This is a genomic window from Streptoalloteichus tenebrarius (genome assembly GCF_024171885.1).
In the GTDB taxonomy this organism is placed as follows: domain Bacteria; phylum Actinomycetota; class Actinomycetes; order Mycobacteriales; family Pseudonocardiaceae; genus Streptoalloteichus; species Streptoalloteichus tenebrarius.
The window spans coordinates 13,366-26,757 of record NZ_JAMTCP010000032.1 but is presented as its reverse complement, the minus strand read 5'-3'; the positions used below and the strand labels follow the sequence as shown (position 1 = coordinate 26,757).

Annotated in this window: 14 protein-coding genes; 6 read left to right on the top strand and 8 right to left on the bottom strand. The window is 73.3% G+C overall.

From position 1 onward, the window contains the following. The first annotated feature begins 20 nt into the window (after nucleotides 1-20). A complete protein-coding gene (locus LX15_RS22790; RefSeq protein ID WP_253671719.1) occupies nucleotides 21-794 on the top strand; it encodes an enoyl-CoA hydratase family protein in 774 nt (257 codons plus the stop codon). Nucleotides 795-845: 51 nt separating this feature from the next. Here the strand turns inward: LX15_RS22790 and LX15_RS22785 are convergent, their stop codons facing one another. Genes LX15_RS22785 through LX15_RS22775 form a run of 3 tightly spaced genes read right to left on the bottom strand, consistent with a single transcriptional unit; the run spans nucleotide 846 to nucleotide 1,988 of the window. Beyond that, the gene (locus LX15_RS22785; RefSeq protein ID WP_253671677.1) at nucleotides 846-1,205 is read right to left on the bottom strand and encodes a barstar family protein; all 360 of its coding nucleotides are present in this window, start codon (nucleotides 1,203-1,205) and stop codon (nucleotides 846-848) included. A gap of 9 nt (nucleotides 1,206-1,214) precedes the next feature. Then, entirely contained in the window at nucleotides 1,215-1,691 is a 477-nt protein-coding gene (locus LX15_RS22780) for a guanyl-specific ribonuclease (protein ID WP_253671676.1), read from the bottom strand. A 9-nt stretch (nucleotides 1,692-1,700) separates the two neighbouring features. Next, entirely contained in the window at nucleotides 1,701-1,988 is a 288-nt protein-coding gene (locus LX15_RS22775) for a hypothetical protein (protein ID WP_308213505.1), read from the bottom strand. A gap of 57 nt (nucleotides 1,989-2,045) precedes the next feature. Between LX15_RS22775 and LX15_RS22770 the strand changes: the two genes are divergently transcribed. Both LX15_RS22770 and LX15_RS22765 read left to right on the top strand, forming a co-directional pair. Further along, nucleotides 2,046-3,014: a zinc-binding dehydrogenase gene (locus LX15_RS22770; RefSeq protein WP_253671675.1), complete on the top strand. Its 969-nt coding sequence runs from the start codon at nucleotides 2,046-2,048 to the stop codon at nucleotides 3,012-3,014. A gap of 680 nt (nucleotides 3,015-3,694) precedes the next feature. Next, nucleotides 3,695-5,119, top strand: coding sequence for an amino acid permease (locus tag LX15_RS22765; RefSeq protein ID WP_253671674.1), 1,425 nt, complete (start codon nucleotides 3,695-3,697; stop codon nucleotides 5,117-5,119). Nucleotides 5,120-5,194: 75 nt separating this feature from the next. Here the strand turns inward: LX15_RS22765 and LX15_RS22760 are convergent, their stop codons facing one another. Beyond that, on the bottom strand, nucleotides 5,195-6,274 hold the full coding sequence (locus LX15_RS22760) for an NAD(P)H-dependent flavin oxidoreductase (protein ID WP_253671673.1): 1,080 nt from the start codon (nucleotides 6,272-6,274) through the stop codon (nucleotides 5,195-5,197). Between the two features lie 207 nt (nucleotides 6,275-6,481). Between LX15_RS22760 and LX15_RS22755 the strand changes: the two genes are divergently transcribed. Further along, entirely contained in the window at nucleotides 6,482-7,138 is a 657-nt protein-coding gene (locus LX15_RS22755) for a M15 family metallopeptidase (protein WP_253671672.1), read from the top strand. 51 nt (nucleotides 7,139-7,189) lie between these two features. Here the strand turns inward: LX15_RS22755 and LX15_RS22750 are convergent, their stop codons facing one another. Next, nucleotides 7,190-8,398, bottom strand: coding sequence for an MFS transporter (locus tag LX15_RS22750; RefSeq protein ID WP_253671671.1), 1,209 nt, complete (start codon nucleotides 8,396-8,398; stop codon nucleotides 7,190-7,192). Beyond that, entirely contained in the window at nucleotides 8,395-8,784 is a 390-nt protein-coding gene (locus tag LX15_RS22745) for a nuclear transport factor 2 family protein (protein ID WP_253671670.1), read from the bottom strand. The genes LX15_RS22750 and LX15_RS22745 overlap by 4 nt, the downstream gene beginning before the upstream one ends. 99 nt (nucleotides 8,785-8,883) lie before the next feature. Between LX15_RS22745 and LX15_RS22740 the strand changes: the two genes are divergently transcribed. After that, nucleotides 8,884-9,456: a TetR/AcrR family transcriptional regulator gene (locus LX15_RS22740; RefSeq protein WP_253671669.1), complete on the top strand. Its 573-nt coding sequence runs from the start codon at nucleotides 8,884-8,886 to the stop codon at nucleotides 9,454-9,456. Between the two features lie 298 nt (nucleotides 9,457-9,754). Here LX15_RS22740 and lepA read toward each other — a convergent pair whose 3' ends face one another. Next, nucleotides 9,755-11,617 carry a translation elongation factor 4 gene (lepA, locus tag LX15_RS22735; protein ID WP_253671668.1) on the bottom strand — a complete coding sequence of 621 codons (1,863 nt, stop codon included), beginning with the start codon at nucleotides 11,615-11,617 and terminating at the stop codon, nucleotides 9,755-9,757. 120 nt (nucleotides 11,618-11,737) lie between these two features. Here lepA and LX15_RS22730 point away from each other — a divergent pair, with 120 nt between their 5' ends. Beyond that, nucleotides 11,738-12,346: a class I SAM-dependent methyltransferase gene (locus LX15_RS22730; protein ID WP_253671667.1), complete on the top strand. Its 609-nt coding sequence runs from the start codon at nucleotides 11,738-11,740 to the stop codon at nucleotides 12,344-12,346. A gap of 60 nt (nucleotides 12,347-12,406) precedes the next feature. Here LX15_RS22730 and LX15_RS22725 read toward each other — a convergent pair whose 3' ends face one another. Next, on the bottom strand, nucleotides 12,407-13,288 hold the full coding sequence (locus LX15_RS22725) for an EamA family transporter (protein ID WP_253671666.1): 882 nt from the start codon (nucleotides 13,286-13,288) through the stop codon (nucleotides 12,407-12,409). Nucleotides 13,289-13,392: the final 104 nt, after the last annotated feature.

Sequence of the window (13,392 nt, the reverse complement as noted above, 5' to 3'; positions counted from 1 at the left end):
GCCCAGTAGGGTCCGGGCACATGGCTGAGGAGCTGGTGCACTACACCCTGGAGCGCGGCGTCGCGACCATCACGTTGGACTCGCCCCACAACCGCAACGCCCTGTCGAGCGCGGTGCGGGGACAACTGCGGGACCACCTGGCCCGCGCCGTCGAGGACCCCGCCGTCCGGGTGATCGTGCTCAGCCACACCGGCCCGGTCTTCTGCTCCGGCATGGACCTCAAGGAGTCACGCGGGGCCAACGCCCAACAGCAGGGCGTCAACGAGTTCCCGGCGATCCTGGAGCGGATCTGGACCAGCCCCAAGCCGGTCGTGGCCCGGCTGGCCGGCCCGGCGAGGGCCGGCGGCGTCGGCATCGTCGCCGCCTGCGACATCGCCGTGGCCTCGGTCGACGCCACGTTCGCCTTCACCGAGGTCCGCCTCGGCGTGGTCCCCGCGGTGATCTCGGTGACCGTGCTGCCCCGGCTGCTCCCCAGGGCCGCGCACGAGCTGTTCCTCACGGGCGAGAAGTTCGACGCGCGCCGCGCCGTGGAGATCGGGCTGCTGAACTCGGCGGTGGGCGCCGACGAGCTGGACGCCGAGGTGCGCCGGTACACCGACATGCTCGCGCTCGGCGGTCCGAACGCGCTGGCCGCCACCAAGGCGATGCTGCGCCGGGCGCCGGCCAGCAGCCTGGCGGAGGACTTCGCCGACATGCTGGAGCTGTCCGCCCGGCACTTCGCCAGCGAGGAGGGGCAGGAGGGCATCCGCGCGTTCGCGGAGAAGCGCTCCCCCTCCTGGGTGCCCCAGGACTGAGCGCCAGCCCGTGGGCGCGTCCGGCCGGGACGCGCCCACGGGCGGGTCGGGTCAGGAGTCGGTGAGGACGACCGAGAGCCGGGGATTGGCCTGCGCCGCCTCCGCCAGGACCGTGCGGACGGCCTCGTACGCGGGCCGGTCGACCCCGCCCAGGGCGCGGTGCCCCGGCCAGACCAGGACGTGCTCTCCGGCGGGCAGCCAGGACAGGTCGGTCAGGCAGTCGTAGAGCGCGTCCAGGTTCCTGCCGTACCAGGAGGGGAAGGACAACGCCCTGCCGAAGGCGTCGAGCGCGGCGTCCTTGCCCCGGGAGGCGGAGGCGTCCACCTCGTGCGGGACCGCGCCGCGACGTCGCGCCCGCGCGGCGACCTCGGCCGCCGTCGTCCCGTGCGGCGCCTCCTCGAAAGCACCCACCGCGCTCCCCTAGTGCTTGGTGTCGACCACGACGAACGAGCCGTAGTGGTCCCCCGTGTAGTAGACCTCGCCGCCGCCCCCGGTCACCAACCGGCGGGCGCCCCGGTCCCGCTCCCCCGGCGTCGGCACCGTGTACTCCTTGTAGTACCCGGAGCCCTTGCCCGGCAGCCGGCGCTCGAAGTTGCCGAACACGCTGCCGTCCTTCTCGGGGTAGGGGAACGGTCCGCCCCGCTCGACGAGCCGCCAGGTCTGGTCGGCCTCCTTCGGGAGCTGCGACAGCGGTTTGACCGGCAGCCCCGACTCGGCTCCGGGCACCGCGCCCTGGCCGCGCGAGGTCGACGCGCCGGCGGTCGCGCTCGCCGTCGCGGCGGCGCCGCTGGTGGGGGCCGGCGTCGGGTCGCCGCCCTGGCCCCGCGCCAGCCACACCACGAGGACCAGTGCGATCAGCCCGAACAGGCCGGTCAGGATCCGCTTGTGGGGTGTCACGAGCCGAGCCTACGGACGCGCGTCGGACGCGCTCGTCCCGCCCCGCGCGGTCACGCCGCCCTCCGGGTCGTCGTAGCGGCCGCCCAGCGGCGGCTCCACGTCCCGCACCCGGGTCAGCCGGGCCGACGCCCGGTCCACCACCCGGTCGATCAACCAGGCCACCGCCCAACAGGCCGGCAGCAACACCGCCAGGACCAGGGTGATCTGGAACGGGTACCAGAGCTGGGCGAGCCACAGCTCGACGTCGTCCCACCACTCGGTCAGCCAGGCCAGCACGACGGAGAGGGTACGCGTCACCGCGTGGAGTGACCGCCGTCACGCGCCGACGCGCGGGACGGCCGGTAGGTTGCCGACATGTTCGCCGTCTACGCCGCTGAGCCCAAGCCCCAGGACCCGCTGGCCGCGCTGGTGGTCGGCGAGCGGCCCGAGCCGGAGGTCCCCGAGGGCTGGGTGCCGGTGCGGGTGCGCGCCGCCAGCCTCAACATGCACGACCTGTGGACGCTGCGCGGGGTGGGCATCAAGCCCGACCGGTTCCCGATGATCCTCGGCTGCGACGGCGCGGGCACCCTGCCGGACGGCACCGAGGTGGTCATCCACTCCGTCGTCGGCGACCCGGACTGGACCGGCGAGGAGACGCTCGACCCGAAGCGCACGCTGCTCACCGAGCTGCACCAGGGCACCTTCGCCGACGTCGTCGTGGTGCCGCGCCGCAACGTGCTGCCCAAGCCCGCGTCGTTGTCCTTCGCCGAGGCCGCCTGCACCGGCACCGCCTGGCTGACCGCGTACCGGATGCTGTTCGTCAACTCCGGCCTGCGGCCGGGGCAGACCATGCTGGTGCAGGGCGCCTCCGGTGGCGTGGCCACCGCGCTGGTCCAGCTCGGCAGGGCCGCCGGGCTCCGCGTGTGGGCGACCGGCCGCAACGAGGCGAAGCGGGCGCTGGCCGAGGAGCTGGGCGCGCACGAGACCTTCGAGCCGGGCGCCCGGCTGCCCGAGCGGGTGGACGCGGTGTTCGAGACGGTCGGCCGGGCCACCTGGTCGCACTCGGTGAAGTGCGTGCGCCCCGGCGGAACGATCGTGATCTCCGGGGCCACCACGGGCGACGCCACCGCCGCCGAGCTCCAGCGGATCTTCTTCCTCCAGCTCCGCGTGGTCGGGTCGACCATGGGCAGCCGGCAGGAGCTGGCCGACCTGCTGTCCTTCCTGGACCTGACCGGGCTGCGCCCCCGGATCGGCAGCGAGCTGCCGATGGAGCGGGCGGCCGAGGGCGTCCGCGCGATGCTCGACGGCGACACCGCCGGCAAGATCGTCTTCACCAGGGACTGAGCCGGGACCCGGCCGCGCGGGAGACCCCCGCCCCACCAGCGGGGGTCTCCCTCCGCCCTGGCTTCGTGTTTCGCCTGCGAAAGGCGCACCTGCCCTTTGGCGAACATCGGCACGGAGATCGCGGCGGCTCGCGCGCGGCCCCAGGCCACGGCGCACAGGAACTCGCCGAACACCTCGGGCGACGGAACGCCCCTCCTCACCACGGCGAAGGCCGGTGTCGCCCGCACCCAGAAACGCCCGGCCTCGACCACCGCCCGGTCCACGCCGGGCAGCCCGACCTCGAGTTTCCAGGTGTCCAGCGCCGCGTGGCCGCCAGGATGCGGGCCGCCGCGAATCGCGCCCACATCAACCGCTTCCTCACCACGCCCGCGACTCGGATTCGCCCCGCTCATGCGGGATGTCCACTACAAGGGTGACGTCTCGAAGGTGTTCGCCCGCCCCGCATCCCACATCCCGACCCGGAGGCTCTCGATCACCGCGACGCTGGTGACCTGCCACTCACTCCTCCCGCTCCGCCGCCTCGGGACCGCTTAGCTGTCCGGCCAGGGCCTCGGCCGTGGGCATGCCGCCCACACGCGAACGTTCCGCAACACCTTGGTGACGACTTCCGTGATGCGGCTCACTCCGCTGGTCTACTACCGTCGCGCCGACACCCGAGGCGCGGTGGGGAGGGAGTGCCCATGCATCGGCCCCTGGGAGGCGGCTCCGGCATCTTCCGGCGCAAGCCCGTGGAACAGATCGCCAGCGAGCACGAGGGAGAGCTGAACCGGTCACTGGGGCTGTGGCAGCTCACCGCGATCGGCATCGGCGGCATCATCGGCGCCGGCATCTTCTCCCTCGCCGGAGCGGTCGCCAACAAGACCGCCGGCCCCGCCGTGCTCATCTCGTTCCTGGTCGCCGGCATCGCCAGCGCCGCCGCGGCCTTCGCCTACGCCGAGTTCGCCGGCCTCATCCCCAAGGCCGGCTCCGCCTACACCTACGGCTACGCCGTCCTCGGCGAGATCGTCGGCTGGTTCATCGGCTGGGACCTGCTGCTGGAATACATCGCCATCGTCGCCGTCGTCGCCATCGGTATCTCCGGGTACTTCGGGTTCTTGGTCGGCGCGATCGGCCTCGCGCTGCCGGCGTGGATGCTGGGCGCTCCGGGCACGGGGGAGGGCCACAAGGTCGACCTGTTCGCGGCGCTGCTGTGCCTGCTCATCGCGTGGCTGCTCAACCTCGGCATCAGCAACGCCGCGAAGTTCGAGACGGTCCTGGTGTGGCTGAAGGTCGGCCTGGTGCTGCTGGTGATCATCGTCGGCTTCTTCCACATCAACACCGACAACTACACGCCGTTCTTCCCGTTCGGCTTCGGCGGCGCGATCACCGGCGCGGCCACCGTGTTCTTCGCCGTCTTCGGCTACGACGCCATGAGCACCGCCGCCGAGGAATCCAAGGACGCCCAGAAGCACATGCCCAAGGCGATCGTGCTGTCCCTGGCCATCTCCATGGTCCTCTACGTCCTGGCCTGCCTCGTCCTCACGGGGATGCAGAGCTACCGGGACATCGACAGCGAGAGCGCGTTCGCGAACGCCTTCGCCGCCGTCGGCCTGCCCGGGCTGGCCACGGTGATCGCCGTCGGCGCGATCGTCGGCATCATCACCGTGCTGTTCACGTTCATGCTCGGCGTGACCCGCGTGTGGTTCTCGATGAGCCGCGACGGCCTGCTGCCCCAGTGGTTCGCCAAGACCCACCCCGTGCGCAAGGTCCCCAGCCGTGTCACCTGGATCGCCGGCGTCGCCTCGGCCCTCATCGCCGGCTTCCTGCCCATCCGGGAGGCGGCGGAGCTGACCAACATCGGCATCCTGCTCGCGTTCGTCGTGGTGTCCGTCGCCGTGATCGTGCTCCGCTACCGGCGCCCCGAGCTGCCGCGCACGTTCCGCTGCCCGGGGGTGCCGGTGGTCCCGCTCATCGGCATCGTGTTCTCTCTGTGGCTGATCACCGAGCTGACCGCGACGACCTGGCTCCGGTTCGGCGCCTGGTTCGCCCTCGGCCTCGTCATCTACTTCGCCTATTCACGCCGGAACTCGGAGCTGGCCCGACCCGAACGGCCGGGCGTGAGCTGAGACGGGTGGCCGGGGACACCAGGGCCGTCGGGCGGCGCCCCCGGCTCACCGCTCACGCCTGTGTCGGTCGCGCGGTCACCGCGCGCCGAGACGACGCCGGGCGACGTCCAGCGCCTCGACGGCCTCCCGGTGCAGTCGGGTCACCAGCTCACCGGCCGGCAACGCCTCGGCGAGCGCGTAGGTCTGGCCCGCCCACAACGACATCGCCTCGGGGTCGTCGGCCCTGCCCGCCGCCGCCCGCAGGGGTTTCGTCATGTGATGAAGCTGGGGGTAGGCCGCCGGTGCGTGCCGGCTGTGCTCCACCATCACCCTGTTCACCAGGCCACGCGCGGGCCGGCCGGTGAAAGCCCTGGTCAGGGCCGTGCCCCTGGCGGCGTCGGTGAGCGCGGCGCGCTGCGTGGGCTGGGTGCCCGCCTCCGGGCAGCGCAGGAACGCCGTGCCGAGCTGGGCCGCGGCCGCGCCGGCCGTGAGCACCGCGGCCACGTCCGCGCCGCGGACCAGGCCACCCGCCGCGATCACCGGGACGTCCACCGCGGCGAGCACCAGGCGCAACGCCCCCAGCGTGCCGAACAGCTCCCCGCCACCGGGCGACAGGCCGTCGTCCCGGAAGACGGCGCGGTGCCCACCCGCCTCGGAGCCCTGCACGCACACGGCGTCCGCGCCGGCGCGCACCGCCACGCGGGCCTCGGCCGGCGTGGTCACGGTGACCACGACCTGCCCGCCCGCCTCGTGCACCCGGCGCACCACGTCGGCGTCGGGGCAGCCGAAGGTGAACGACACCACGGGGACGCGCTCGGCGAGCACCAGCTCCAGCTTCGCGGGGTAGTCGTCGTCCTCCCACCGGGGCTCACCCAGTTCGACCCCGTACCGGCGGGCCTCGGCGCCCAACCGCTCCCGGTACGAGGCCAGGTCGGCTCCGCTGTCCGCGCCCGGCACGAACAGGTTCACCCCGAACGGCGCGGGCCGCCCGGAGCGGCCGGCCCCCAGCAGGGCGCGGGTGCGGGTGATCTGCTCCGCCAGCGCGTCCGCGCGGAGGTAGCCGGCGGCGAGGAAGCCGAACGCGCCCGCCTCGGTCACCGCGGCCACCAGCTCCGGGGTCGACACGCCACCGGCCATGGGGGCGGCCACGATCGGGATGCGAACGTCATTGATCACAACCGGACCCTAGTGAGGACGGGCGCGCCCCGCCGGGCAGTGCAGCCCAGGCCACACGGCGACGAACGTCTCGTCCCCGCTCCGGTGACGGACGAGGATCGCCCGAGAAGGCGAAGCCCCCAGCGCTGTGTTTCCCAGGCTCCCACCATTAGGCGGAACGGGTGACGACGCTTGGCCGCCCCGTGCGACGCCGCCAACACTGATCCGATGCGTTCCGTGTTGTTGGCCTCACTGGTGAGCCTCGTCCTCCCGCTCGCGGCCGCCGCCCCGGCCGCGGCGGACCCGGCGGCGGAGACCGCCCTGCCTCCCTACTTCGCGATCGCCCGGCCGGTCACGGCCGAGAAGCTGGGCGCCACCTGGCGGCCGGAGTGCCCGGTCCGACCCGACGAGCTGCGCCTGGTCACGCTCCGGCACGTCGGCATGGACGGCCGCGCGCACACCGGGGAGCTGGTGGTGAACCAGGACCGGGTCGCCGAGACGATCACGATCTTCGGCGAGCTGTACCGGATGCGGTTCCCCATCGAGAAGATGCGCACGCCCGACCACTACCCCAACGCCGACGACGAACTGTCCATGCGGGACAACAACACCTCGGCCTACAACTGCCGGGGCATCGGGAACAGCGGCCGCTGGTCCTACCACGCCTACGGGCGGGCGATCGACATCAACCCGAAGATCAACCCCTACCTGGACGACAACGGCGTGCAGCCGGCCAACGGCGGCCCGTGGCTGGACCGCACGCGCCAGGACCCCGGGATGCTGCACGACGGCGACCCGGCGGTGCTGGCCTTCACCCAGCGCGGCTGGGACTGGGGCGGCCACTGGACGACCCCGCTGGACTACCAGCACTTCGAGAAGCCCTGAGGTCTCGACGGCGTGGGGAGGAGCGGTGCGCCCGCTCCTCCCCACCACCCGTCACGCCGCCGCCCGCTCCCGTGGCGGACGGACGCCGAACCACCAGGCCAGTCCGCCGAGCAGGAAGAACCCGGCCGCCACGGCACAGGCCGCACCCCACCCCGTGGCCGAGTAGGCGGCCGACCCCACCGTCGCGCCCAGCGCGCCACCCAGGAACGCCGACACCATGTAGACCGCGTTGCGACGGCTGCGCGTCTCAGCCTGGCCGATCATCACGTGCGCCTGGTGCGCCACCTGGCACACCTGCATGCCCACGGCGAGGAGCAGCACGCCGGGCACCAGGGCCAGCAACCACCTCCCGCCGAGGAACAGCAGCGGGGCGGCGACGAGCAGCGCCAGCACACCCGCGCCGGCGACCCGCCGCGCGCCAACCCGGTCGACTCCCCGTCCCGCCAGGGGCGCGGCCACCGCCCCGGCCAGGCCAAGCAGTCCGACCAGGCCCGCCACGGACGCGCTCAGCCCGTGCGGCGGACGGGTGAGCACCAGCGCGAGCGTGGTCCACAGCGCGTTGAAGCCGGCGAAGACCGCCGCCTGGGCGAGACTCGGCCCGAGCACGACGGGTCGCCTCACCAGACCGGGCAACACGGCGAGCAGATCCCGGTACCGCTGCCGGGGGCGGGGCGCGTCGACGGGCAGGGTCCGCACGGTGAGGACGACCACGAGCGCGGTCAGCGCCGCCGCGACGAGGTAGACCGCGCGCCAGCCGAACGCGTCCCCGACCGCGCCGCTCACGACCCGCGAGGTCATCATCCCGGTGATCAACCCGGCCTGGACCCAGGCCACGGCGGAGCCGCGCCGCTCCGGCGCGCTCACCTCCGCCACGAGGGGCACGAGCACCTGGGGGACCACCGTGGCCGCGGCGGCCAGGCCGACCAACGCCGACAGGACCGGCACCGACGGCGCGACGGCCGCCCCCACCAGCAGCAGGGGCGTCGCCGACCCGAGCAGGACGACGAGCCGCCGGCGGTCGACCAGGTCGCCGAGCGGGACGAGCAGCAGGATGCCCACGGCGTAGCCGAGCAACGCGGCGGTGACCACGCCGCCGGCCGCGCCCGCGGGCACGCCGAGGCTCGCGGCCATGAGCCCGAGCACCGGCTGGGCGAGGTACACGTTGCCGACGGTGACGCCGGCGCACAGCGCGGACGCGACGACCAGGCCGCGCGGGCCTCGTGTGGCGCGTGCCGCCGGGGCTTCGGCGAGTGTCGTCACGCGTCCTCCCCGGCGAGCTGCCGACCGACGCGCTCCAGGTCGCCGTAGACGACCGCCTCCCGCACCAGCCCGCCGGGGCCGAGCGAGAAGGTGGTGACACCCGACCAGGACACGGCCGCGCCCGTCGGGCTCGCGCCGTTGCCCCGCCAGACCACCGCGACGTGATCCCCGGTCTGGTGCGCCTCGACCGGGGTCAGGCCGTCGAAGCGCCCGAACCCGGCGACCGCGTCGGCGATCAACTTCCGGACGGCCGCGCGGCCCCGGACCGGCGGCGCGCCGACGGGGTGGTGGAAGGCCGCGTCCGGCGCGAAGGCGTCGGCCCACGCGTCGACGTCCGTGAGCCGGGACGCGGTGAAGAAGCGCTCAACGGCGGGAGGGAGCAGCACGGCGTTCCTCTCTCTAACCAACTGGTTGGTTAGAAGCTAGGGCGCGACCGCGCGCGGTGTCAACCAGACGGTTGGTTACCCGTCGACTAGCATCACGCCGTGCCCAGGGACGCCGAAGCCACCAAGGCGCGGATCTTCGCGGCGGCCTCCGCCGAGTTCGCCGCGCACGGCATCGCCGGCGCGCGCGTCGAACGCATCGCCCGCGCCGCCAACGCGAACAAGCAGCTCATCTACGCGTACTTCGGCGACAAGGAAGGGCTGTTCAACGCGGTGCTGGAGCACGCGCTCCGCGAGCTGGCCCACTCGGTGCCCCCCGACGGCGACGACGTCGAGGACTACGTGGACCGGCTCTTCGACTACCACTCGCAGCACCCGGAGGTCAGCCGGCTGCTGCTGTGGGAGGCGCTGGAGTACGGCGACCGACCCGTGCCCTCCGAGCCCGAGCGCACCGCCCACTACCAGGACAAGGTCGACGCGATGGCCAGGGCCGGCAGGAGCGGCGACGCGCTCGGGCCCGACGTGCTCACCCTGTTCCTGCTGGGCCTGGTCGGCTGGCCGAACGCCGTCCCCCAGGTCCGGCGCATGCTGCTCGGCCCGGACGGCCCCGAGCAGCGCGAACGCCTCCGGGCGGCCGTGCGCGTCGCCGCCCGCCGCCTGACCCGCCCGGCGTGACCGCCCGGCCTGACCTGGTCTGGCCTGACCGCTCGACCTGACCCGCCCGGCCTGACCTGGTCTGGCCTGACCGCTCGACCTGACCCGCCCGGCCTGACCTGGTCTGGCCACTCGGCCTGAGGAGCCGGCCCACCAGCGACGACGGTGTGCGTACCCGGCGGCGATGCGTCGTCGGCGACGACGACCCGGAACGGACGACGCCCCGGAACGGACGGCGACCCGGAACGAGAACGGCGGGCCGCCCCCTGAAGGGAGCGACCCGCCGCTGACGGACCGAGGGCGGTCCCGAAGGACCGACCTACTTCTTGCCCTTGGCCTTGTCGCCGGCCTCGTCGGTGGACAGGGCGGCGACGAACGCCTCCTGCGGCACCTCGACACGGCCGATCGTCTTCATCCGCTTCTTGCCTTCCTTCTGCTTCTCCAGCAGCTTGCGCTTCCGCGAGATGTCACCGCCGTAGCACTTGGCGAGGACGTCCTTGCGCAGCGCGCGGATGGTCTCCCTGGCGATGACCCTGGAGCCGATGGCCGCCTGGATTGGCACCTCGAACTGCTGCCGGGGGATCAGCTCGCGCAGCTTGCTGGCCATCTTGGTGCCGTAGGCGTAGGCGCTGTCGCGGTGCACGATCGCACTGAACGCGTCCACCGCCTCGCCCTGGAGCAGGATGTCGACCTTGACCAGGTTCGCGGTCTGGGTGCCCGCCTCCTCGTAGTCCAGGGAGGCGTAGCCGCGGGTGCGCGACTTCAGCGCGTCGAAGAAGTCGAAGATGATCTCCGCGAGGGGCATGGTGTACCGCAGCTCCACGCGGTCCTCGGACAGGTAGTCCATGCCGCCGAGCTGGCCGCGCCGGCTCTGGCACAGCTCCATGATCGCGCCGACGAAGTCGGACGGCGCGATGATGGTGCACCTGACGATCGGCTCGTGCACCTCGCCGATCTTGCCCTCCGGCCAGTCCGACGGGTTGGTCACGACCAGGTCCGTGCCGTCGTCCATCACCACGCGGTAGACCACGTTCGGCGCGGTGGAGATCAGGTCGAGCCCGAACTCCCGCTCCAGGCGGTCCCTGGTGATCTCCAGGTGGAGCAGGCCGAGGAAACCGCAGCGGAAGCCGAAGCCCAACGCGGCCGAGGTCTCCGGCTCGTAGGTCAGCGCGGCGTCGTTGAGCCGCAGCTTGTCCAGCGCCTCGCGCAGCTCCGGGTAGTCGGAGCCGTCCACGGGGTACAGGCCCGCGTAGACCATCGGCTTGGGGTCGCGGTAGCCGCCCAGCGGCTCGGTCGCGCCCTTGCGCTCGGCGGTCACGGTGTCGCCGACCCTGGACTGGCGCACGTCCTTCACGCCGGTGATCAGGTAGCCCACCTCGCCGACGCCCAGGCCGTCGCACGGCTTGGGCTCCGGCGAGATGATGCCGACCTCCAGCAGCTCGTGCGTGGCGCCGGTGGACATCATCTTGATCCGCTCGCGCGGGGTGATCCGGCCGTCGACCACCCGGATGTAGGTGATGACGCCCCGGTAGGTGTCGTACACCGAGTCGAAGATCATCGCCCGGGCCGGGGCCTCGGCGTCGCCGGTGGGCGGCGGCACCTGGCGCACGACCTCGTCGAGCAGCTCGCGCACGCCCACGCCGGTCTTGGCGGACACCCGCAGCACGTCGTCCGGGTCGCAGCCGATGATGTGCGCCAGCTCGGCGGCGTACTTGTCCGGGTCGGCGGCGGGCAGGTCGATCTTGTTGAGCACCGGGACGATGGTCAGGTCGTTCTCCATCGCCAGGTACAGGTTGGCCAGCGTCTGCGCCTCGATGCCCTGCGCGGCGTCGACCAGCAGGATCGCGCCCTCGCACGCGGCCAGCGACCGGGACACCTCGTAGGTGAAGTCGACGTGGCCCGGCGTGTCGATCAGGTGCAGCACGTACTCCACATCACTGCCCGACTCGTCCCTGGCCACCCACGGCAGCCGGACGTTCTGGGCCTTGATCGTGATGCCGCGTTCCCGCTCGATGTCCATCCGGTCGAGGTACTGCGCGCGCATGGCGCGCTCATCGACCACGCCGGTGAGCTGCAACATCCGGTCGGCCAGCGTCGACTTGCCGTGGTCGATGTGCGCGATGATGCAGAAGTTCCGGATGCGCTCCGGCGGCGTGAACGTGGTGTCGGCGAACGTGCTCACTCAGGGTCCCTCGCAAGCGAATGGGTGACGACTCATCGTCCCACGAGTTCGGGGCGGCGACGCACACGTATCCGGGGCTTCCCCGATGTGCCCGTCCGCCGGGGGTGCTGCGATGGGTCCATGCGGGATGTGGTGCTGCGGGTCCTCGACCCCTTCTTCGGCCACCCGAGGGGCCTGCCGGGCCGGCTCGGCGGCGCGCTGATGGCGCGGTCCAACGCCAGGAGCGAGCGGCACCTGGTGGCCCTGGCCGCGCTCCGGCCCACCGACTCCGTGCTGGTGGTCGGGCCGGGCCCCGGGGTGGGGCTCGCCGAGGCCGCGCGGGTGGCCAACCGGGGGCACGTCGTCGGCGTGGACCCCTCCGAGGAGATGCTGGACCGCTGCCGCCAGCGGTGCGCCGACCTGATCAGGACGGGCCGGGTGGAGCTGCGGCGCGGCACGGCGGAGGACACCGGGGCGGCCGACGCCTCGGTCGACGTCGTGCTGAGCGTGAACAACGTGGTGTTCTGGTCGGACCGGGCGGCCGGGCTGGCCGAGCTGCGCCGGGTGCTGCGGCCGGGCGGGCTCCTGGTGTTGTCGATGCACCGGACGGCGCTGGACGCCCAGGGGCTGACCGCGGAGCGGCTGCGGGCCGACGTCGAGGCCGCGGGCCTGGCCGAGGTGGTGGTGCGGGAGCGGCCGGGCGCCACCGCATGGGGCCCGGCCGTCGACCTCACCGCGCGTCGCCGCTGACCCGCCCCCGCGCGCCCACCTCCCCTCGCCCGGCTACCCCTCGCCTCGCCCGGCTCCCGCTCACGCGGCGGCCAGCATGGCGACGCCGACCAGCACGACCAGGGCGCCGCCCAGGCGCCGGCCGGGCTGCGGCTCGCCCAGCAGCTTCCACGCGACCAGGGCGCTCATCACGATGCTCAGCTCCCGGGCCGGCGCGACCAGGCTGACCGGCGCGAGCCGCATCGCGAACAGCACGAGGCCGTAGGCGAGCGTCGACAGCACGGCGATCATGAGGATCGCGACGCGGTGCCGGCGCCAGACGTCGACGACGGCGGGCCGGTCGCGCAGCGCCCACGGCGTCAGCAGCAGCACGCGCACGAGGTTGTCGCCGCAGTAGTAGATCAACGGGGAGAGGGCGAGCGTGGTCACGGCGTGCGCGTCCCACAGCGTGTAGCCGGCGATCATCACTCCGGTCAGCAGGCCGTAGCCCGCGCCCAGCAGTCGACGCCGGCCGCCGACGGCGGCCCCCGTGCCCGACCCGATGACCAGGACGCCGAGGACGACCGCCACCGCGCCGAGCAGGCCGAGCGGGCCGGGCCGTTCGTCGAACAGGAGCACGCTCGCGGTCACCGCGAGCAGCGGCCCGGTGCCCCTCGCGAGCGGGTAGACGACCGACATGTCGCCGACCGCGTAGCCGTGTTGCAGCAGCAGCGAGTAGCCGATGTGCAGCACGCCGGTCGCGACGACCGCCGCCACCGCCTCCCAGCCCAGCCGCGCGCCGGCCAGCCCGTCGCCCACGACGACGGCGACGACCGCGAACGGCAGCAGCAACACCGCGCTCACCAGGCAGATGAGCCAGGTGAAGGGCAGTCCCTTCACCCCGGCCGCCCGCTTGGCGAACAGGTTCCACGCGGCGTGGGCGACGGCGGCGAGCACCACCAACGAGACGGCGACGGGACCCATCGCGAAACCCCTCTGGCCCCGCGTGGGCACGCGGCGGCCGGGTTCCTCCAGGCTTTTGGTCCCGTCAGATGGCCGGCCGCCGCCCGTGGCGGCCGGTGGCGCCG